The organism is Patescibacteria group bacterium (assembly GCA_041651355.1).
GTDB lineage: Bacteria > Patescibacteriota > Patescibacteriia > Patescibacteriales > UBA12465 > JAPLVX01.
Genome location: JBAZJK010000001.1, coordinates 832,351 through 854,447, shown reverse-complemented (window position 1 = coordinate 854,447; position 22,097 = coordinate 832,351). Strand labels below are relative to the sequence as shown.

General features: G+C 40.5%; 19 protein-coding genes and 2 tRNA genes. 6 read left to right on the top strand and 15 right to left on the bottom strand.

The features are described from left to right. The first annotated feature begins 31 nt into the window (after positions 1 to 31). Positions 32 to 997 (top strand): hypothetical protein, encoded by a 966-nt coding sequence (locus tag WC441_04360; protein ID MFA5163719.1) that lies wholly within the window; start codon positions 32 to 34, stop codon positions 995 to 997. 59 nt (positions 998 to 1,056) lie between these two features. Here the strand turns inward: WC441_04360 and WC441_04355 are convergent, their stop codons facing one another. From WC441_04355 to WC441_04315, 9 genes are all read right to left on the bottom strand, one after another. Continuing rightward, positions 1,057 to 2,283: a Glu/Leu/Phe/Val dehydrogenase gene (locus WC441_04355; protein ID MFA5163718.1), complete on the bottom strand. Its 1,227-nt coding sequence runs from the start codon at positions 2,281 to 2,283 to the stop codon at positions 1,057 to 1,059. Between the two features lie 2 nt (positions 2,284 to 2,285). Next, positions 2,286 to 2,618, bottom strand: a complete 333-nt coding sequence (trxA, locus tag WC441_04350) for a thioredoxin (protein MFA5163717.1) — start codon at positions 2,616 to 2,618, stop codon at positions 2,286 to 2,288. A 25-nt stretch (positions 2,619 to 2,643) separates the two neighbouring features. Continuing rightward, positions 2,644 to 2,883 (bottom strand): metal-sensing transcriptional repressor, encoded by a 240-nt coding sequence (locus WC441_04345; protein MFA5163716.1) that lies wholly within the window; start codon positions 2,881 to 2,883, stop codon positions 2,644 to 2,646. A 58-nt stretch (positions 2,884 to 2,941) separates the two neighbouring features. Then, positions 2,942 to 3,643, bottom strand: a complete 702-nt coding sequence (locus WC441_04340) for a class I SAM-dependent methyltransferase (GenBank protein MFA5163715.1) — start codon at positions 3,641 to 3,643, stop codon at positions 2,942 to 2,944. A gap of 1 nt (position 3,644) precedes the next feature. Beyond that, positions 3,645 to 5,420: an ATP-dependent DNA helicase RecQ gene (locus WC441_04335; GenBank protein MFA5163714.1), complete on the bottom strand. Its 1,776-nt coding sequence runs from the start codon at positions 5,418 to 5,420 to the stop codon at positions 3,645 to 3,647. 55 nt (positions 5,421 to 5,475) lie between these two features. Further along, positions 5,476 to 6,339, bottom strand: coding sequence for a bifunctional 5,10-methylenetetrahydrofolate dehydrogenase/5,10-methenyltetrahydrofolate cyclohydrolase (locus WC441_04330; GenBank protein MFA5163713.1), 864 nt, complete (start codon positions 6,337 to 6,339; stop codon positions 5,476 to 5,478). A 9-nt stretch (positions 6,340 to 6,348) separates the two neighbouring features. Continuing rightward, positions 6,349 to 7,590 carry a serine hydroxymethyltransferase gene (gene glyA, locus WC441_04325; GenBank protein MFA5163712.1) on the bottom strand — a complete coding sequence of 414 codons (1,242 nt, stop codon included), beginning with the start codon at positions 7,588 to 7,590 and terminating at the stop codon, positions 6,349 to 6,351. A gap of 109 nt (positions 7,591 to 7,699) precedes the next feature. Then, positions 7,700 to 7,915, bottom strand: coding sequence for a hypothetical protein (locus tag WC441_04320; GenBank protein ID MFA5163711.1), 216 nt, complete (start codon positions 7,913 to 7,915; stop codon positions 7,700 to 7,702). Positions 7,916 to 8,024: 109 nt separating this feature from the next. Then, complete coding sequence (locus WC441_04315) at positions 8,025 to 9,638, bottom strand: tRNA uridine(34) 5-carboxymethylaminomethyl modification radical SAM/GNAT enzyme Elp3 (GenBank protein ID MFA5163710.1); 1,614 nt, start codon at positions 9,636 to 9,638, stop codon at positions 8,025 to 8,027. Positions 9,639 to 9,696: 58 nt separating this feature from the next. Between WC441_04315 and WC441_04310 the strand changes: the two genes are divergently transcribed. Beyond that, positions 9,697 to 10,833, top strand: a complete 1,137-nt coding sequence (locus tag WC441_04310; protein MFA5163709.1) for a hypothetical protein — start codon at positions 9,697 to 9,699, stop codon at positions 10,831 to 10,833. Position 10,834: 1 nt separating this feature from the next. Continuing rightward, the gene (locus WC441_04305; GenBank protein ID MFA5163708.1) at positions 10,835 to 12,208 is read left to right on the top strand and encodes a phosphomannomutase/phosphoglucomutase; all 1,374 of its coding nucleotides are present in this window, start codon (positions 10,835 to 10,837) and stop codon (positions 12,206 to 12,208) included. Positions 12,209 to 12,252: 44 nt separating this feature from the next. On the opposite strand, the gene WC441_04300 is transcribed toward WC441_04305, so the two are convergent. Next, entirely contained in the window at positions 12,253 to 12,537 is a 285-nt protein-coding gene (locus WC441_04300; protein ID MFA5163707.1) for a DUF4342 domain-containing protein, read from the bottom strand. 79 nt (positions 12,538 to 12,616) lie between these two features. Between WC441_04300 and truB the strand changes: the two genes are divergently transcribed. Together truB and WC441_04290 are read left to right on the top strand one after the other, a co-directional pair. Further along, positions 12,617 to 13,303, top strand: a complete 687-nt coding sequence (gene truB, locus WC441_04295; GenBank protein MFA5163706.1) for a tRNA pseudouridine(55) synthase TruB — start codon at positions 12,617 to 12,619, stop codon at positions 13,301 to 13,303. Between the two features lie 4 nt (positions 13,304 to 13,307). Next, the gene (locus WC441_04290) at positions 13,308 to 14,624 is read left to right on the top strand and encodes a ferric reductase-like transmembrane domain-containing protein (GenBank protein ID MFA5163705.1); all 1,317 of its coding nucleotides are present in this window, start codon (positions 13,308 to 13,310) and stop codon (positions 14,622 to 14,624) included. A 39-nt stretch (positions 14,625 to 14,663) separates the two neighbouring features. Here the strand turns inward: WC441_04290 and glgP are convergent, their stop codons facing one another. From glgP to WC441_04265, 5 genes are all read right to left on the bottom strand, one after another. Continuing rightward, positions 14,664 to 16,292, bottom strand: a complete 1,629-nt coding sequence (gene glgP, locus WC441_04285; GenBank protein MFA5163704.1) for an alpha-glucan family phosphorylase — start codon at positions 16,290 to 16,292, stop codon at positions 14,664 to 14,666. Between the two features lie 30 nt (positions 16,293 to 16,322). Continuing rightward, on the bottom strand, positions 16,323 to 17,294 hold the full coding sequence (locus WC441_04280; GenBank protein MFA5163703.1) for a matrixin family metalloprotease: 972 nt from the start codon (positions 17,292 to 17,294) through the stop codon (positions 16,323 to 16,325). Positions 17,295 to 18,113: 819 nt separating this feature from the next. Then, a tRNA-His gene (locus WC441_04275) sits at positions 18,114 to 18,186 on the bottom strand. A 66-nt stretch (positions 18,187 to 18,252) separates the two neighbouring features. After that, positions 18,253 to 18,324: transfer RNA gene (locus tag WC441_04270), tRNA-Arg, on the bottom strand. Positions 18,325 to 18,375: 51 nt separating this feature from the next. After that, the gene (locus WC441_04265) at positions 18,376 to 19,155 is read right to left on the bottom strand and encodes an RNA methyltransferase (protein ID MFA5163702.1); all 780 of its coding nucleotides are present in this window, start codon (positions 19,153 to 19,155) and stop codon (positions 18,376 to 18,378) included. Positions 19,156 to 19,242: 87 nt separating this feature from the next. Here WC441_04265 and WC441_04260 point away from each other — a divergent pair, with 87 nt between their 5' ends. Then, positions 19,243 to 22,071 (top strand): penicillin-binding protein, encoded by a 2,829-nt coding sequence (locus WC441_04260; protein MFA5163701.1) that lies wholly within the window; start codon positions 19,243 to 19,245, stop codon positions 22,069 to 22,071. Positions 22,072 to 22,097: the final 26 nt, after the last annotated feature.

Genomic DNA, 22,097 nt, shown 5'->3' with positions numbered 1-22,097 from the left:
AGCTTCTCCTGGGCTAAGGCTCTATAAAATTATGAAAAAATTTATAGTTCTAGGGTCTTTGTTGCTAATTAGCGCAATCGCACTTAGCGGTTGTACCAAAAAAGCTCCAGAGGCTAAAAAGTTAAGCCCGGACGAAGCTAAAGCTAAAACCGAGCAATTTATTAATTCTTACTTAATGCAAAGCGGCAGTAAAGCTAAGATTAACGAGATTAATAAATATGAAAAAGACTTATACCAGGTAAAGGTTGACATCGGTAACGGCCAAACCATCGATTCTTTCGTGGCGGTCGATGGCAGTCAATTCTTCCCCCAGGCCTTGAGCATGACCGATGTGGCCAAGCAAAATGATAATGGCTCAGACTCTAATAGTTCACCGGTAGTAGAGGTTAAGAATAAAACCGACAAACCAGTGGTGGAACTCTTCGTGATGAGCTATTGCCCATTCGGCACCCAAATGCAGAAAGGGATGTTGCCAGTCATCGAAACCCTGGGCAACAAAATGGACTTCCAGCTGAAATTCGTTGATTATGCCATGCACGAAAAACAAGAAGTCGATGAAAATCTCATTCAATACTGTGTCCAAAAAGAGTCTCCGGAAAAGTTATCCGCCTATCTCAAGTGTTTCTTGGAGGCAGGCAAAGGAGCTGAGTGCCTGAGCAGCAATAAAATCAATGTTGATAAATGTGTCAAAGCGACTGATTCCACCTATAAGGTAAGCGCCAACTATAATGACAAAAGCACTTGGAAAGGAAACTTCCCTCCATTCAATGTTAACAAGGCTGACAACGATAAATATGGTGTCGGCGGTTCTCCAACTTTGATTATCAATGGTGAGGAGGTCCAATCTGGCCGAGATTCTAATAGCTTATTAAAGGCAATTTGTTCCGCCTTTAAAACCGCTCCGAAAGAATGTGAAACCGAATTATCTAGTGCTACTCCGTCTTCCGGCTTCGGTTTCGGTACAGCCGCTAATAATACAGCTGCTAGTTGCCAATAAAATATTCCCACAAAAAAACAGGCTGATCGAGCCTGTTTTTTGTTAGTCTAAAATGATAATTAAATATTACCTCGCCATTTCTCGGCTGATAGAATCCTCTTAACGGCAATGATGTAAGCAGCGAGGCGTAAGCTGATCTGGCCTTCATGTTTACGGAAACTAGTATAAACCGCCTCCCAGCCCGATTTCATTTTTTTATCCAACAAACCACGAAGATAATCTTCATCTAAGATCTGGCCAGCGCGATTTTGCGCCCATTCAAAATAACTAACGATTACACCGCCGGAATTAGCTAGAATGTCCGGGACTACTACTTGTTTGTTGTTAAAAAGAATCTCATCTGCCTCGTAGCTTATCGGGCCGTTAGCCAATTCTACTAAATATTTGGCCTTAACCTTGGCGGCATTACCACTAGTTATCTGATTTTCTAGAGCGGCTAAGACTAAGATATCGCAATCCAGTTCTAGAAGCTGGGAATTATCTATTTTTTCTCCATCCTTATAGTCGCCGACGGCTTGGCCGCTGTTTTTCCAAATCGCCAGTTCGCGGATATCTAGTCCAGCTTGGTTATATATACCTCCCCGACTATCACTAACGGCGATAATCTTGTGGCCATCATTATGCAATTTTTCTGTAATGAAAAGTCCGGCGTTACCAAAACCCTGGACCACGATTTTAAGCCCCTTGGTCTTTTCGGACAAGGCGGCAATCATTTCTTTAATTATCAAATACCCACCTTGAGCGGTTGCGTCTGACCTGAGAGCTAAGCCGCCTAATTCCAAAGGCTTTCCGGTAATCATGCCCGGCTCATGATGCCCGACTTTTTTTTCATACTCATCTAGCATCCAGGCCATGATTTGCGCATTAGTGTACACATCTGGGGCGGGAATATCCTTGTCTTGCCCTAAAAAAGGGTACATTTGGTCAATATAAGCGCGGCTAATCTGCTCTAACTCCTGGGGGCTCATCTTTTTTGGGTCTAGTTTGATCCCTCCTTTAGCGCCACCATAAGGAATATCAGCTAAAGAGTTTTTAAGGGCCATCCAAAAAGCTAGGGACTGGACTTCATCCTCAGAAACCTCAGGGTGAAACCTGATTCCACCCTTACCCGGTCCCAAAGCGCGATTATAGACTATACGCCAAGCGGGGTAGCGCTGGCCGCCAATCTCTAATTCGGCCCGATTAACCTCTTTTGGTTTCAATAAGACGGACATCTCTGAGGCATCTATGCCTTCAAGCGATGCGACTTTTTCCAAACGTTTAAGGTTATCCGCGAAGATGCTCATATCTATTTTATTAAATTTTCAATTTCTCCTTTTAGGGTATTCTTGTCTCTTAAACCGATGAATTCACCGATAATTTTCCCATCCCGAAAAAGCTTCATATTAGGAATACTCTGGATCTGGTATTCCTGGGCTAAAGAAGCGTTCTCGCTCTCTTCGGTATTAACCTTAGCTATCTTGACTCGCCCCCCCATATCTACAACCAATTCATCTAGGATTGGGGCCATCATCTGGCAAGGCATACACCAAGGTGCCCAAAAATCTACTAAAACCGGCACTGGGCTTGATAAAACTTCTTCTTTAAAGTTACCGACGTTTAATTCTAAAGCGTTTGACATAAAATTTAAACTTAATTTTTATATTTTATTTTTTAATTATTTCAGTGAATATTTTTTGGATCTTATCCTTCTTAGCCTGAGATTGGGGCCAACAAGCGACGAATTCATCTTGAATAACCTTATCGATCAAGGCTGAGGCTGCCGATTTTATCGCTTTCAGCTGGATAATCAGCTTGAAGCAATCCTTATTCTTCTGGCTTAGGGATTTCTTAACGCCCTCCAGCTGGCCGATGATATTATTGATCCTTTGTTCAGTTGTTTTCATAGGCTTACATATTAGCACACACCCCTAGGGGGTGTCAAGAAAAAGCTATTTTTTAAATTCATTTTTTCTTTTCTAAAATAAGCCAATAATTATATTTATCGTGATAAAGTTTGGTGATTTTCAAATCAGCCCTTTTCGCCAAGTCCTTTAGCTGGCGCGTCCTAAAAGCATGATAATACCTTTGACTAACCACTTGCTGCTGGCTATTCTTCCAAGAGAATAAGACGTCGCCAAATTTCATCCGATGTTTTTTAAGAAGTTTTAAAAAAAAGAATTTCCAAATTAATGAACGGTATTTTCTGTGCCCCCATAAATTCCAAACACTGATAATTATCCGACCCTCAAAACCGACTTTATTTTTCAGTTGTTTTAGGGCCTGTATCCTCAACTTATCTGAAGGCAAATGATGAAAAACCGCTAAACAAAAAACGTGATCGAAACCATGACTGTCTATCTGCCCCAAGTCCAATAAATCGCCGGTACGAAAATCGGCTAAGGGGTGGTTCGTTTTAGCTAGCTCAATTAAATTCTGGCTTTGATCAATGCCTAAATATTCAATATTCCGACCAGTTAAAGCCTCGAGTAAGCGACCATTACCGCAACCAACATCCAACACCTTGTCTCCATCCTTAATCTCAGCGGCTAATTCTTTTATCTCCGGCCAGACCTCTTTTTTACGAGTAACATTAAACTCTTCAGCGACCGTTTGGTAGTTGTTCCTGACTATCTTTAATAAGTTTTGCTCTGTCTGCCTATCCATATTAGCTTAAATACTCTTTATTTCGAAAATCCTCCTGCCCAGAAGATTTCAGCTTATCCGTTTTAAGACAACGGTCACACTGCCCGCAATCGCTAGAACTATGATCGCCAAAATAATTAAGGATATAGGTCTGACGGCAACCTAGATTATAGACGTAAGATTCCATCTCATCTAGCTTCTCATAGGCCCGAGCGGCTTTCTCCCGGAGCGCCCTATGGTTTAAATCGAGGTCAAAGGGGTCAACTCTTTTAAGGATTTTAATTTCCGTGCCTTTGAAGGGTGGACGATATTCCAATAGTTGCCTTTCTTGCAGCTTCTTAAGCGTCCTAACTAAAGACTCTTTTTTAACTTTCAAAATAGCGGCCAACTCTTCAAGGTTTATTTCCCAACCGCTAAAAAGCTTATCGGTCTGGCTTTCTAAAAGCTTCTCGATGATCTCAGCTTGAACTTTAGCCCTCCGACCGACGGCTGCCCGCAGATCAGTCTCCTGACCTTGAACTTTTATATAGGCATTGGCCGTCTTTTCATTCGGACGGGTGATATAGCCATGCCTCTCTAAGACTTTTAGGGCCGTACCTACTGACATCTCTGGCACATTGTCTGATAGATTTTTAATGATATCGCTATAAGTAATAAGAATGGAACCATCATGATCGCTTTCAGCGCCAATTAAAAACTCATAAATTTCACTGATGATTTCGGGCGAAGGATTATCACCTTTAATGAAGAACTCTCTTAAATACCTGTCTTTAGGAGAATAGAATAAAAGGCAAAAACTAGGCTGATTGTCCCGACCGGCTCGGCCGGCTTCTTGGTAATAGGCTTCGATTGTGCCAGGCAAATCATGATGGATGACAAATCGAATGTCCTTCTTGTTGATTCCTAAGCCAAAGGCGTTAGTAGCGACTACGACCTGGGCTTGCCCCCTTAAGAAGCTGTCCTGGACCCAATCCCGACTATCGCTATCCATGCCGGCGTGATAGACGACGGCCTTGATGTCATTAGCTAAAAGGATTTCCACTAATTCATCCGCCTTATTCCTGGTGCCAACATAAACTATACCTGAGCCATGCTCCATATTCTTAATGACATCGACGATAAAATCTATCTTTTGGCTATCATTGCTTTGGATGACGCCAAACTGTAAATTAGGACGAGCAAAACCTTTGATAACTAAGTCCGGGTTCATTAAATTCAACTGTTTCACGATGTCGTCTCTCACTTCAGGCGTTGCTGTTGCCGTCAGCGCTACCACGGTTGGCTGGCCGAAGAAGCGAATCGCTTCCTTCAGTTTAAGATAGCTGGGACGAAAATCGTGCCCCCATTGGCTAATACAATGAGCTTCATCGATAGCAAACAACGAAACCTTAAGCTGCTTAAGGTCGTTAATGAAATCTTGGTTATAGAATCTTTCTGGGGCCACATAAACCAACTTAAACAGGCCTTTTTTTATTTTTTCTAAACGCTGGCCGGATTCGGCTAAACTCAAAGAAGAATTTATATATGTAGCCGGGATACCCACCCTTTCGAGGGAGTCAACCTGATCCTTCATTAAAGCGATCAGGGGCGAAACGACTAAAGTGATACCATCTAAAACCAGGGCGGGCAATTGATATATCAAGGACTTTCCTCCGCCGGTAGGCAAAACCACGACCGTATGGCGGCCGTGTAGGATATTATCAATCGCCTGTTCTTGTCCAGGACGAAAAGATTCATAACCAAAATGAATCTTTAGTAGCTCTCTCAACTGTTGTTTTTTAAGCTCGATGGCTGTCATGTTTAAAATAAGCCTGAACAGGCTTATAAGATTAGCAAAAAATTAATAAACGGTACTATTTCCTGTGTTTATATATCTCTAATACATTACGGAATAATAAAGCGATCGTCAGCGGGCCGATGCCGCCAGGAACAGGAGTAATATAAGCGCTTACATCCTTAACATCTGTAAAGTCGACGTCACCCTTAACTTTACCGGCAAGTTTGGTAATTCCGATATCGATAACTACCGATCCCGATTTAACCATTTCTTTGGTTACGAAGCCAGGCAAACCTAAAGCGCTGATTAGAAGATCGGCCTGAACACTGATTTTTTTTGTCTCTCCACGTTTAGATTGTTGCTTTTTATCATCTGAAAGGTCTAGATCCTTAAAGGAGACTAAATCGATTACCAAGCCTAAAGACTTCAGGCTGGCAGCTAATGTCGAGCCAAAAACTTCAGAATTATACAATACACAAGCCCGCTTCCCCTGGCTAGAAAATTTTATTTCTTTTAAAATCTCCAGAATTGATCCCAGCACTGGAGAAATCAAATAAGCGGGATGCTGGGGATGGAAGCCATCAGCATCTTTTAGAGGATTAATTGTCTTAATGATCTTGTCGGTATCAAATTTTTCTGGCAAAGGCAACTGAACTAAAATGCCATCGATCATCTCATCGCGATTAAGGAAGCCGATCAGATTTAAAATTTCCGCTTCACTGGTTGATTCATCTAACTTATATAAATTTGTATCAATCCCGATCTTAACGCCTTCTTTTTCCTTTAAAGAAACGTACAATTTGGAGTCTTCCCGCTCGCCAACCAAAATAATTGCTAAATTCGGCCTTCTATTCGAGGCCGAATTTGCTATTTGGCAAGTCTCCGCCACTATCTCATCTTTAATCCTTTCAGCAATCTTTTTACCGTCAATAATCTCCATAAATATCCATTAATAGTTTAACTTGAATTTAGCACATAAATCCCTGACTCTATCTTTCAGCTCATTGAGCTTTATTTCATTATCGATATTATTTAGAGCTTGATCAATCAAATCAACAATCGCTGCCATTTCTGCCTCTTTCATGCCACGGGTAGTCACCGCTGGGGTGCCTAGACGCAAACCAGAGGGATTCATCGGAGGATTAGGATCATTGGGAATAGTAGAGCGGGAAACAGAAATGCCAATCTTTTCAAGCGTCTGTTCGGCTAATTTACCGACCAAACCTCTACTTGATAAATCAAGTACCATTAAGTGATTATCTGTCCCCCCAGAAACCACCCTGTAACCTCTAGCTATAAATTCGGCCGCCATTGCTTGGGCATTTTTAACCACTTGTTCAGCGTAATCTCTAAACTCTGGCTGTAGGGCCTCGCCAAAGGCCACCGCCTTAGCGGCGGTAATATGGTCATGCGGGCCACCCTGCATACCTGGAAACACCGCCCGATCAATCTGTTTGGCAAATTGTTCCTTGCACATAATAATCGCCCCCCTTGGACCACGTAAAGTCTTATGGGTTGTACTTGAAACGACATCGAAAATCGGCACGGGGTTATCTAAAACTTCGGCTGCAACCAAGCCGGCGATATGAGCGATATCGGCAAAAGTATAGGCGCCGATTTCATCAGCGATCTTTTTAAACCCGAGCCAATCAATCTCCCTAGAATAAGCGCTGAATCCGGCCACGATCATCTTAGGTTTTTCTTTTAGAGCAATTTCCCTGACTTCTTCCATGTCGATCATGCCCGTTTCTGCCTTGACGCCATACTGGACAAAATTATACAACCGGCCGGAAAAATTAACACTATGGCCATGTGACAAGTGACCACCATGATCGAGCTTTAAGCCCAAAACCTTGTCCCCCGGCTCTAAAAAGGCCATATAGACAGCGGCATTGGCCGGGGAGCCAGATAATGGCTGAACGTTAACGTGCTCAGCTTTAAATAGCTTCTGACAACGAGAAACTGCTAAAGACTCAATTTCATCGATTACTTGATTGCCGCCATAGTAGCGCTTACCTGGATAGCCCTCGCTATACTTATTAGTTAGGACCGTAGCCATTGCCTCTAAAACCGCCTTAGAAACATAATTTTCTGAGGCGATTAGTTCGATCTCTTCTTGTTGGCGCCTGGTTTCCCGCTCGATTATTTTCCAGACATCCTGATCCTGTTGTGATAAATCCTTGTAATTCATATCTTAATCTTAATTTAGACGCCTGCTTTTGTCAAAATTATTTTTTTCAACAAATAAGCTTGATTTTGCCTATAAAAATAACGCTTCTTTATGAAGCGCTACCTAAAACTTACAGACTATCTCCTTTGTCCGGACCGGGACGCTTAAAGAAGCGACTATGATAGATTAAGTCGGTTTCCGTGCGTTCAATATTGTTAATTTCGGTTGCTTTTAAACGGACTTCGACCACACCTATTAGATTTTCTCTCGCCAGAGGAACTCTAGCAAAGCCGCGGTTCTGCCAATCCGAAAAATTTTCTGGGGTAAATTTGACGACAATTTCCATGACCTAAATTTTAAAAAGAGCGAATGGTTTATTTTTTCTTATTCTAAACAGGAATGACGCCGCCGTCAAAAATGATTTTATTTAAATATTAAGATTAACTTCGCTTTATTTAATAAGACTTTATCTGTTTCACTAGGTAACTATCTTTCAGCTTATAGCCCAGTTTTCTATAATAATCCCTGACTCCGACTCCGGAAATAACCGCCATCTTCTTAATCTTATTCTGTTTAACTATAGCTTCGGCGTTCTTCATTAATTCCTTGCCTAGACCGCTGTGCTGGGTTTTCTTCTTGGCGCCAACCGAAACCAATTCTCCATAAACATGTAATTCCCTAATCAAGGCGGGGGCCACTCGACTGCTGGCATCTAATCTCAAACGGCAAAAACCATAGAGAATCCGACCATCTCGCGAAACCGCTGAAATGAAATATTCTTGACCACCAGAAGCTTTATAACTATTTACTTTTATAAAAAAATCGGTTTTTGAAAATTTCGAATCTTTAGCCTCGCGACATCTGATACAATTACATTTTACTCCTTTATCTTTCATTACTTGTCGCAAATTAGTAATCAGGTTGCCGGCAATAATAGATTCCCCTGGGATGTCCCGAATCAAGCGGATAATTCGCACATACTCCGGGACAGATTCCTTGCACCTGACAATCAATCCCTGTAATTGCTTATCGGTATAAGGTTTATATTTACCCTGCCGGTACCATCTATAGAGCAGGGTCCCAGCGGTTACTATGGTCGGATAAAATTTAATCTGGTCGGGCTGATAGCTTTCCGAGCTGAACAACTCCTTAAACATCTTTAGGTCTTTGGCGGGAGTAGACCCGGGCAGGGCGGGCATAATATGATAGGTAATCTTAAAGCCGTAGCTCTTTAGTAATTTGGTCGCCGCGATTATCTCGGCTACCCCGTGCCCTCTTTGATTGAGGCGTAAAATCCTATCATCAATAGCTTGCACCCCCATTTCCACTCGCGTGCACCCCAAGATACGCATTTCTTTCAACTCCTTGTCGTTAATATAATCAGGCCTGGTCTCTAGGGTTAAGCCGATAATTTTATAAACCGCCTTTTCATTTTTTTTCTGCTCAATTAATAAGCGCTTCTTTAATTCTGATAAAGCAAGATTTTGTCCAAAAGGCGCCTTTAAAGACTTTAGCTTAGGATTATTTTTGTTATTTGGATAATCGTTAGCGGCTCGGAAACAATTAAGGATATACCAAAATTTATACCTCTCTGGCAAATAACTCCAGGTACCACCGATAACAATAATCTCGATTTTTGTCGGCTCATGACCGTTGTTCTCTAAAGCATATAAACGCATGGTGACTTGTTTATATGGATCATATTGGCAGCGAATAGCTCTCATTACCGCCGGCTCATTAGCCAAGTAGCTAACTGGTACGTCCTTCTCATTGGGACAATAGGCACAGCGGCCTGGACAAGGGTAAACTTTGGTCAAAACTGCTACCGGTGCGATACCGGATAAGGTTCTGATTGTCCTTTTTCTTAAAAGACGCTCTAATCGCTCGTCTCGTCTTCTCCCCAAGCTTAAAAGATGACGATATTCTCTAAGAATCGTAGAATTAAGGACTGTGGGAATATGATATTTTTTAGCCGATAATCTTTTGGCTTTTTCTAAATCTGCTAAAGATTCGATACGCTGGCCAAGAATATCAGTTAATGCTAATTTTTCCGGGTTTACTTTTGTCATATTTTAGCGTTATAATAACGGTATAATACAATAAAATCAATATTTTAACAAGGCTTATATGTCTAAAAACAAGCTAAAATTTCTTATCTTTTCCTTGCTTATCCTGGTTACCAGTCCCATAATAGCCAGAGCGGCGAGTAGCTATGACCCGACCAATATCTATATACCAAAAGAAGAGATTAGAAGCGACAGTACATATCTGGTAGGCCAAAGCGTCGTTATAGACGGCCAGATTCAAGGTGATTTAGTCTCAGCTAGCCAAACCCTGACTATCAATGGCCAAATTCAGGGAGACGTTATCGCCATAGCCCAAACTATTAATATCAATGGTGAAGTTCTGGGTGATATCAGAGTTTTTGGCGGAGATATTAATCTTAACGGCAATACAGGAAAAAACATCAACGTCCTGGGCTCCAAAGTTGTGTTTAATGACGGCGCTAATGCCGGCGGCGATTTAGTCTTAGCGGCTACCAGCGCCGATCTTAAAGGCGGAGTTGGATCTAATGTCTATGCCTCAGCTAATATATTGAACATTAGTAGTAAAATCGGAAAAAATGTTTATTTAAGGGTACCGAACAATGGTCAAATAAATCCGATTAATATTTATTCTGACGCGATCATCAAGGGTGATTTAAATTATACGGCCAATAAGGAGGCAAACATAATGAATCCCTCGGTTATTAGTGGCCAAATTACTAAAAATCAAATCAAGGAGAAGTCGGGCGACCAGTTTTCTTCTTGGCTATGGCGTCGCCTCTACTCTTTATTCGCCGCTTTAGTCGTTGGTTTAATAATTATCAATTTATTCAGAAATAAAATCAAAGATTTAGATAAGGATCTCCCGGAAAAAATGAAAAAAACTTTGTGGCCCGGAATAGTCATATTATTACTAACTCCAATCATTGCACTAATCTTGGCTCTAACCTTTATTGGCTTACCTTTGGCTTTAATTACTTTAGCTTTTTGGCTGATTGCTTTATATCTAAGCAAGATAGTGGTCGCCATTGTCTTTGGCCTATACCTAAGTAAACGCTTAATTCCTAATAAAAAAGACAATTTGATATTGGTTTTGGTCATCGGCGTCACTGCTAGCTGGATTCTGTTCTCATTGCCGATAATCGGCTGGCTCATATCTTTATTGGCCACCCTATGGGGACTAGGCTTAATGTATTTCTTAAAAAAAGAAAAATACTAATATGTTTAAACCAGAAATCTTCAAGGCTTATGATATAAGAGGTGTCTACGGGCAAGACTTTGATAATGATTTGGCCTATCGCTTGGGACAAGCTTATGTTGCCCTTAGACGAAAGGATCCTGATTATTTAAAGTCGAGCGACAGGATGCAAGTGGTGGTTGGCAGAGACATGAGGCTGTCCTCCGAAGATATAAAGAGCTCCTTAATAGAAGGGCTACTTGACGCAGGAGCAGATGTTATCGATATTAATCTAGTATCTACGCCGACCTTCTATTTTGCCGTAGCTAACTATAATTATGATGGCGGCTTAATGATTTCGGCCTCCCACAACCCCAAAGAGTGGAACGGTTTCAAAATAGTTAGATCTAAAGCTCGACCAGTAAGTGGCGACAGCGGCTTACAGGATTTATTAAAGTTAGTTGAAGCGAATGATTTTCCTAAAATTAAGGACCGCGGTGAACTACGGATTTTGGATAACGTCTTAGAAGAACAAATCAGACACGACCTCAAATATGCCCAAGCCGAGCAAATCAAAGCACTAAAAGTGGTAGTGGACACAGCTAATGGCATGGGATCTTTATACATCGAGAGACTTTTCAACTTAATCCCGCCAAAATTAATCCCTCTCAACTTTGAACTGGACGGATCCTTCCCGATCCACGAAGCTGACCCCCTAAAAGAAGAGAACAATCAACAAATAAAAGCAACTATCATCAAGGAAAAAGCTGATCTGGGCATCGCCATCGATGGTGATGGTGACCGGGTTTTCTTTTTCGACAACCAAGGCCAAACTATCAATCAGGCGATCATTCGTGGACTGTTAGCTAAGCTGTTCCTTAAAGACAAACCAAAATCAAAAATCGGCTACGATATCAGACCGGGTAAAATAACTGAGGATTTGATTTTAGAAAATGGCGGGGAAGCGGTGGTAACTAAAGTCGGACACGCTTTAATAAAAGAACAGATGCTGAAAGATAATATTTACTTTGCTGGTGAATCATCTGGACACTTTTATCTTAATCTGGAAATCGGCTGCTTTGAGATGCCGGTAATCATTATTTTAAAGATGCTACAAGAAATTTCCAGTCAGTCAGTCAGCGCCGCTGATTATATTAAACCTTTTAATAAATATTACTTATCCGGGGAAATAAATAGCGAGGTAAAGGACAAAGTGGCGAGCCTGGAAAAATTGGCCAAGAAGTATGCGGACGGGAAGATAAATAAATTAGACGGCCTCTCAGTTAGTTATCCTGATTTTTGGTTTAATGTCAGAGGATCTAATACGGAAAATAAATTACGTCTAAACCTAGAGGCCACCAGGCCGGAAATCATGAAAGCAAAAACCGAAGAGGTATTAAAACTTATCCGAGAATAAAAAAGAACCGCCACTCAGGCGGTTCTTTACTAAAGTTTCAAAGGTTACTTTTTCTCCACTTCAATAGTGCATTTATTGACCAAAGCGGCTAAGGCTCCGACGGCCGCCAAAACTGGAGCAAAGACCGTTCCAATGACAGCTGCGGTCAAAGGAATCTCCATTAAGACTTCCTCTTTCTCATTTTTGATTATAATCCTACGGATATTACCGGCTTTAATCAATTCTTTAACCTTGCTTAAAGCTTCATGACCATTAACCTTGAAGCGAAACGTCTTCTTGGCCCCTTCGTTTTTATTAGTCTTAGTCCCGGTTTGTTTCTTACTAGCCATAAAATTAAAAATAAATTAAATAACACTTCTATTATAGCAAAAACTGGTAAAATAAGTAAATCTTCTATAAAATTAAGCTATGATGGAAATTAAAACCGGTTTTATCCTGATTGATAAGCCGCTTGGACTTAGCTCTCATGGGGTGGTCAACTACTTAAGGCGAGTTAGCGGCTTGAAACGCATCGGACACGCTGGGACGCTAGATCCACTAGCTTCAGGGCTCATGATTTTAGCCGTGGGGAGGGAATATACAAAACAACTAGGAAAATTGATTAAGCTGGATAAAGAATATCAAGCTGATATATATTTAGGGGCAACTAGTCCGAGTTATGACCGCGAGCAGGAGGTCATACCCAGCTATAATGGTCAGCGCTTGAAAAAAACTCAAATCAAACAAGCCGTCTTAAACTATTCTGGCCCGATTGAGCAAAGACCGCCTATCTTCAGTGCTAAAAAAATACAAGGACAAAGAGCTTATCGCTTAGCCAGGCGCGCGGAAGCATTTACGCCAAAAACACAAACTATTAATATATATGAAATAAAAATCACCAGTTACCGCTGGCCTCACTTAAAAATTAGAGTCAAGTGTTCTTCCGGCACCTATATCCGCTCATTAGCTCACGACCTAGGTCAAACCCTAGGCACCGGCGCTTATCTCTATGATTTAAAAAGAACGAAAATCAACGGCTTCAGCCTAAAAAAAGCGATTAAACTCAAAAAAATCCAAGCTAAAAATTTAAATAAATATCTAAAAAATTCTTTATAAAAATATGAACAGAAAATATATTCTGTGGGGAGTATTCCTGCTTAACCTAGCGATTATTATCTTTTTCTGGCAATTAGGCTCCAGAGAAATTATTTTAACTGAACCGCTGATTGCCTTCGGTCGCCTAAGCGGCTTGCTGGCTGTCTTGCTCATACTAATACAACTGATTTTGATTAGCCGTTTTGATTACCTAGAAAAAGCAGTCAGTCTTGATAAATTATTAGTCATCCACGGACTTAATGGTTTTTTAAGCTTCTTCTTAATTATCTTGCACCCCATACTACTCATCATTGGGTATGGCAAAAGGACCAATAATGCCTTTTTCCAGCAACTACAAAGCTTTGTTCTATATTGGGACGAAGTAGGGATGGCTGTTTTAGGAACGATCGTCTTTATTGCAGCCACCATCATATCCCTCAATCTAATCAAGAACAAAATCAAATATGAATTTTGGTATTTAAGCCATTTATTCTTATACCTAGCCATCCTTTGGGCCTACGGTCACCAACTAGAGGTCGGCCATAGCTTACAAAATACCATCTTCGCAATTTATTGGTATGTCATCTATTTTATAGTGATTGCAATTTTAGTCTGGTATCGTTTCTTGCGGCCAGTTTGGCGATTCAAAAAACACCTATTCAGGGTGGCTGAAATAAAAAGGGAAAACGATTCAGTCCGCTCCGTCTATATCAAAGGCCAAAACATGGAAAATTATAAGATAGCCGCTGGACAATTCTTCCTCTTGCGCTTTATTAATCGCCGCGCCTGGTATGAAGAGCATCCCTTTTCTTTAAGTGGTCAAATCCGTGACAACACCCTGCAATTCACCATTAAAGCCCTGGGAGATTTTAGCTCCAAACTAGAAGAAAAGGTTAAAGTAGGAGACCCGGTCATTTTAGATGGCCCCCACGGATCTTTTGTGTCTGCTAAAATTAAAAGGGATAAAGTTTTAATGATAGCTGGCGGTATAGGCATTACCCCGATAAAAGCAATGATTGAGGAGCTTGGCCAACAAGCTAAGGATATTATTTTAATCTGCGCCAACAAAAGCCTAAAAGAAATTGTATTTAAAGAAGAGCTAGCCGCTTTAACCCAGCTTAACCCTCGACTCAAGATCTTCCACATTCTCAGCCAAGAAAAAATTGATGGCTATGATTATGGCCGGCTTGACCTGGAAAAGATCACTAAATTTTCCCCCGATTTAACAGAAAGGGATATTTTTATCTGCGGCCCTGAAATGATGACTAAAAGCATCATTAAGATTCTCAAAACCCTTAAAATAAAAAAATCCCAGATATACTGGGAAAAATTCAGTTGGTAAAAAAGGGGCCTCGGCCCCTCTTTTTTTGTCTAATAAAAATTATCTCCTTTGATAAGCTTGGCCATTATACTTCCTTAAGGCTCTCTCCGAACTAAAAACCGAAGCACTTAGGCTGATTGTTGACCTCATTAAGCGTTGATAAGATTCAGGGTTATTATAATACATCGGAATTATTTCCTGTTCTAAGATGTTATATAAATCTATCGACTCGCCCTCAATCAACCAGCCGGTTTTGTCTTTAATATAGCCTTCCACCCACCAGCCATCAAAAGTGCTGAGTTGTGGCACGCCATTGTGTGCCGCCTTCATGCCGCTAGTACCAGAGGCTTCGTTTGGTGGTAGCGGATTACTAAGCCAAAGATCGACACCGGCAACCAGCAATTTAGCCAAGGATATCTCATAGTCTTCTAGAAAAACTATATCTATCTTGTCACGGTAAGCATCCTTGATATGATATATCTCCTTAATCATCTTCTTGCCATCCAAATCATTAGGATGAGCTTTACCGGCATAGATTATTTGTATTTTGCCTACATCTTGATGGATAGACAAAAGCCTCTCCATATCGGTTAAAAGCATGAGTGGCCTTTTATAGGCGGTAAAGCGGCGGGCAAAACCGATGGTAAAAGTCTTGGCCTTCAAAAATATTTCTTGTTTTTGTGTTATATAGTCCAAAAGGTGTTCTTTGTTTTTCTGATGGGCCTGCCATAGCTCCGGCAAAGGAATAGAGTTGGCTTCTACTAAAAATGAACTAGACATCCTCCAGCCGGGAATGTATTTATCATATAGGGCTTGGAATTCAGCAGACGTCCAAGTTAGAGCCCGGACACCGTTAGTAACGGCGTGGACATCAATATCAGGAAAAATCTTTTCCAAAACATTCTTATGGCTCAAAGAGACTCCGTTCACATAATTGCTAAAATATACTCCGACGTCAGTTAGACTTACCCTGCCGTCTCGGGACAAGCCTGGCAAATTAATCGGAAAATCTGGCACATTTTTAATAAGAACTTCATTGGGTAAAACATCCTGAGCGGCCTTAATCGAAGTATGGATTGTAAAGACTATCTTTTTTTTCACCTCTCTAATCTTTTCCGGTTCATTGTTTTGTGTAGAAGAGGAAAAAAGCTCAATTGCTGCCATAATCCCATGCCCCTCATTGATATGGAATTTATTGACATCATAACCAAGCTCCGCCAACATTTTAACTCCACCTCGACCGAGAATAATTTCTTGTTTTAAGCGATGCTCCTTGTCGCTGCCATACAGACTGCTAGTCAAATCTTGATACTCGGGAGCGTTTTCTGACAAATTAGTATCTAAAAGATAGATCGGAGCCTCATTATCGATCAGATATTGCCAGGCGGCCACCATAACTTCATCCGAGCCGATGTTAACGCTGACCAGCTGGGGCATCTTCTTTAAACGAGAAAAATCAAAGTTTTTTTCTGGAAGCTCTGTCTGTTCACCGGTCTTATCCAAGGATTGATTAAAATACCCCTTATTATTCAATAAGCTCAGACCAAGCATTGGTAATCCTAAATCATGAGCAGAGCGCAATAGGTCGCCAGCCAGGATGCCGAGGCCGCCAGCGTAAGTTTCCAGCCCTTCTTCCAGAGCCACTTCCATACTGAAATAAGCTATCTTATAATCTTTTTTATTAATCATATCTTAATTATACCATAAAGAGGCTAAATATCAGTAGAGCTCCCTCAGCCTTCTTAGATCATCTTCTACAACCGAAGCTGTTTGCGAATAATTTAACTTATACATCAAGGAATTGGGATTAGCAGAATGTTCTAAACCAAGAGCGTGTCCTAATTCATGAGCCAATAAAAAAATCAGGTCTTGCCTATCCGTAAACTGATAAATATTAATTGATTGCTTGCCCGATTTATATAAATATTCGCCCTCTTGAAACTCGCCAGAATTATCAGCCAAGAGATCGTTGTAGGCCCGGACGTTGTCATTAAGTTGAGGCAGGGAACGATTAGCGCCTTGAGCTAAAGAATTTATACGTGAAACTAAACTAGTTAAATTATCCTGCTCGACTGTTATTTCTCTATACATCTGACTCAATCTCTCCATATCGTCATTTAGAGAACTTGCTTTCTCTGGATCAGAACCCGAACTCTTATAAAGCCGGAGTTTATTTTCATATTCAGAGCCCAGAGATTGATAATTATTAATTTTTTCTTCTAAAGCAGCTTTCTTCTGATTATATTCTTTAACCAAAACATCATAATTTTGCTTATAGGACTCAAACTCAGCGGTTTCTTCGGATACTTGATTATCTAAGTTCTGTAATTCGTTAGTTGAAGCTTGTCGCTTATCGTACACGAAATTAATCGCTAAATTTCCCTGGGGATCAGAAATAAATAATTCTTTACCAAAAGGAGATTCCCAAACTTTTTCCGCTTCAGCCAGCGCAGATAAAGCATCTTCTTGAGTTAGGCCAAAGCCTGGATCTAACTGATTTATCCGGTAGCTTATAGGCTTATTGCTTAGCCCGAAAAGATTCCTAGATAAGGAATTAGTAAATACTAAAAGCCTATCTTTAAAAAGAATAAAGCCTATCAATAAAATAAACAGTAAAAAATACTTTTGCCAATTGCCCACTTGTTTATTCCTCGTCACCAAGGCCATAACTAAGAAAATTAATATCTTCACTTTAACACAAAATGCTAATTTTTAGGAGCACTTTTGTTTTGTAGATCAAAAATCCCGCCAATAAGATGGTCTATAGGACTAATATAAAAAGACGAGCCTTTGAACTCGTCTTTTCCGCTTGAAGTAGCTAATCGCGACAGCCGAAAAAAATTTTTTAATGGAGTGCTTGTGTAAATAAAAAAGAGGTTTTCAATTAACCCCTTATGGTAATCAGTCTCCGGACTTTTTAGTCCTTGTAGGCGTCCTCTAACGCCTTGTTGTTCGATATTTAATCTACACTGATTATAGGATTATATCCTAACAAAATTTCAAAAAAATATCGGGGGTAGCTGTTATGGAAAGCTGAGAAACCATTTTAACGGAGCGTTTAACTAAATAAAAAATCCCGACTTATTTGGGCGCGGGATTTAACAGCTAAAACAGGCTAGATGCCTAAAATTCCAATTAAATACACTTCAAGAACATTTGCTAAGCATCCTAACGCGATGCTACTGAACTGCCCTAAATAGTATATGAAATTCTCTTTTACCCTTCTTTTTTCTTGGCCTGAAATCATCTTTATAATAAAAATAACAAAAAAAACAATTATACTAGACGCGACCCAGCCAAACATAACACTGAGAAGAAAGGTGGAAATAAAGGTTAAAAAAGAAATTTTAAACTTTTTCATGACTTATATAATTTTCTGGTTAATATTTCAATGAACTGTGCCCATATTTTATCATATTTATTATATTTTGTCAATTAATTTGCCATCCCTCTAGGGGTCTATCCAAACTAAAACAAAAATAACCCCAATATTAGGGTTATTTTTTACTGGGTGAGTGATGGGACTTGAACCCACGGCCACTGGAGCCACAATCCAGCGCTCTACCAGCTGAGCTACACTCACCATTATTTTTCATGCTATAAATAGCGTAAATCCTTATAAGCAACTTGTCAATTTCTAACAAATCCGTACGCCCAGAGGGAATCGAACCCCCATAACCAGCTTAGAAGGCTGGTGTTCTATCCATTGAACTATGGGCGCATTAAAGTATTATCCTAGACTTGATGATATTAATAAAAAACATCCTTTGTGTCAACTAAACCCTCTCTGGCGCCAAGCCTCAAACAGAATAACAGCCGTACTAACAGAGGCGTTTAGGGAGTCAATTCCCGGTTTCATAGGAATCTTGATCTGTTCGTCAGCCAGAGATAGCCAAGAACGGCTTAAACCCTTGGATTCTGATCCGATTACTAAGGCATGAGGCTTAGTAAAATCAATACCGGTATAAATCTTGGCGGCCTGGATGCTGGTTGCTAAAACAAGGATCTCGTGATCTTTTAAAAACTTATAAGTCGCCTTCTGAGTGGCTATGACCACCTGATTGTTAAACAGAAATCCCTCACTCGTCTTAATGACGTTGGGATTATATATATCGGTCTTAGGGTCATTTATAATAATCAAGTCAACCTTGGCCGCATAGGCGCTACGCAAAATAGCCCCCAGATTTCCCGGCTTCTCTAGAGACTCCAAAACAAGAACTAAGGGCTGGCTACTGAGCTTACTATCTTTTAAATCTATGTATTTAGGCTTAGCCAGGACTAAATAACCATCGGGATTTTCGGCATAAGAGACTCTCTTAAAAACCGACGGTTCGACCTCAATAAAATCAGGAAAATCTGGCAAAAGGCTCTTGTCTTTCATTAATTCTCGGCAAAAAAAAGCTTGGCTGATCAAAAAGCCGGCTCTCATCGCCTCCTTTATCGCCCGGGCGCCTTCGATAATAATCAAAGACTGCTTATCTCTTTCTCTGTTCTTAGCTAGTCTAATTAGATTTTTTATCTTTTCATTGTGGGGACTGGTAATTTTTAGCATATATCTATATAATAGCAGATAAAATTAAAAATAGAAGTTACAACTTTTTTTTGCTATAATAAACATATAATAAAGACAAAAATATATATGCCCATCCCTCAATTAAGAAAAACTTGGACTAAAAACAAGGAAAAGCAAGGCCGAACGGCCCCGAAGAAATCTTTCAAAAAAAGGTTATTCTTTTTTATTCTTAAATTCGCTGCGATCTCAGTAGTGGTGGTTCTATTATATATTTCTTATCTCAGTAAGGATCTGCCAAATCCAAACCAATTAATGAGCCGCGAGGTGGCTCAAAGCACTAAAATTTATGACCGTAGCGGTGAGAATATATTATATGAAATCCATGGCGACCAAAAAAGAACCTTGGTTACTCTAAACGAGATTCCTGACCAGGTAAAGCAAGCGACCATCGCGATTGAAGATAAAAATTTCTACAAGCACGGCGGGGTAAGTTGGTGGGCGATTGCCCGCACCATGGTCACTAATGTGGTTTATAGGCGCTTAGCCGGCGGCTCTACTTTAACCCAGCAATTCGTCAAGAACGCCATCCTTAGCCCAGAGAAGAAACTCACTCGCAAAATCAAAGAGCTGGTTCTCTCTGTTAAAATAGAAAAAAAATTCAGTAAAGACGAAATATTACAAATGTATCTCAATGAGATTCCCTATGGTTCTAACGCCTATGGCATCCAGGCCGCCAGCCAAAAATATTTTGGCAAGAAAGTCCAAGATATCAGTTTAGCTGAAGCGGCTATTTTAGCCGCGTTAACCCAGGCTCCAAGCAGATATTCGCCATACGGACCCAATAAAAGCTTATTGTTAAAACGCAAAGACTATGTCTTAGATCTTATGGCCGAACAAGGATATATCTCGGAGGCCCAAAGGGATGAGGCAAAAACGCAAGAAATAGTCTTCCAAGCTGCTGACAACAACATCATTGCTCCTCATTTTGTTATGTATGTCAAAGAACTATTAGCAGAAAAGTATGGCGAAAAAGTGATTGAACAAGACGGTTTAAAGATTATAACTACCCTTGATTTAGATAAACAAAAATTTGCCGAAGAAGCTATTAGCAAAAGAACAGAAAACTATCAACAAAAATACAATGCTTCCAACGCCGCCTTGATCGCCCTCGACCCAAAAACAGGCCAAATTCTAGCCATGGTCGGTTCACGCGATTATTTTAATGAAGAAATAGACGGCCAGGTTAATATTACCCTCAGTTCTCGACAACCAGGCTCATCAATAAAACCAATAGTATATGCTACCCTGTTTGAAAAAGGCTACACCCCAAATACCATCTTATATGATGTAGTGACTAACTTCTCAACTGAATCAGGAAAAACTTATGAGCCTCACAATTATGATGGCAAGGAGCATGGACCGGTGAGCATCCGACAGGCTTTAGCTGGTTCCCTTAATATTCCGGCGGTCAAGGCTTTATACTTAGCTGGGGTTAATAATGTTATTGATACTGCGGAAGTAATGGGCTATACAACCCTCGGTGACCGTCAACGCTTTGGCTTGTCCCTGGTTTTAGGTGGAGCGGAAGTAAAATTATTAGAACATGCCAACGCTTTTAGTGCCTTCGCTCGTGATGGTGTTATGAGCCCAACTAGCGCTATTTTAAAAGTAGAAGATAAAGATGGTAAAACTATAGAAGAATACAAGCCAAGCAATAAACAGGTTATTAGTTCTAAGGTTGCTCGCCTTATAAACAGCGTTTTATCTGATAATTCCGCTAGGGCCTTTATCTTTGGTGAAAAAAACTACCTCACCCTGCCTGACAGACAGGTGGCTGCAAAAACCGGCACGACCAACGATTTTAAAGATGCTTGGACAATCGGTTATACTCCGTCATTAGTAGCTGGCGTTTGGGTTGGCAACAATGATGCCTCTAAGATGAAAACTGGGTCTGATGGTAGCGTCTTGGCGGCACCTATCTGGCACGACTTCATGCTTAGCGCTTTGGGTGACAGCCCCAAAGAAAGCTTCAAGGAGGCGGAAAACGATAAGACTGGAAAGGCGGTTTTAGATGGAGAAATAAAATCTGGCCGAACCGTCCTTATTGATAAAGTTTCTGGCCTGCTAGCGACTTCCAGCACTCCCCCGGAACTAATCGAATCAAAAAATGTCAGGGAACACCACTGTATACTTTTTTATGTTGATAAGAACGACCCCCTAGGTGCAGCTCCAAAAGATCCAAACCAGGACCCACAATTTTCTATTTGGGAAAAAGCCGTGATCGAATGGGCAAAAAAGAATAATGAGTACAGTGATCCTAACACACCAACTGAATACGATAATCTCCACACCCTAGAAAATAAGCCTAACATTATCATAACTAGTCCGAATGACGGCTCGACTATTAGTAATAAAGACTTATCTGCCCAAGTAAATGTCTCATCAGCGCGCGGAGTTAGGCGGGTTGACTATTATTTGAATAACAATTTTCTCACCAGCTCTCAACAAGAACCATTTAACCTTAATTGGGATATAAGCTTCCTGGGCAATGGTTATCATAAACTAAGCGCTAAGGCTTGCGACGACGTAGAGAATTGTAATGAAAGTTCGGTAAACTTTAATCTGATGATAAAGAATAATAAAATTCCAGAAAAAACCAGCTTGACTATAAAACAACCCGTAAACGGACTAGCTCTAAACCAAATAGATTTTCCTTTAAATATTGTTCTTGATATAAAGGGATTAAAACAAGTGGCTAAAACAAATATCCTCCTAAAAACACCGGCAAATGATATTCCAGAATTAATTACTTCTGTTCGAGAGTTAAACAATAATGAAACGATAATCTCTTGGGGTTCTAGTCCGAAACCAGGGGATTATACCTTATACGGAGAACTATATGATTGGAATGGGGAGATTAAAAGGAGTAACGAGATTAATCTAGTAATTAAATAAACAAAAAACGGGGCTAAACGCCCCGT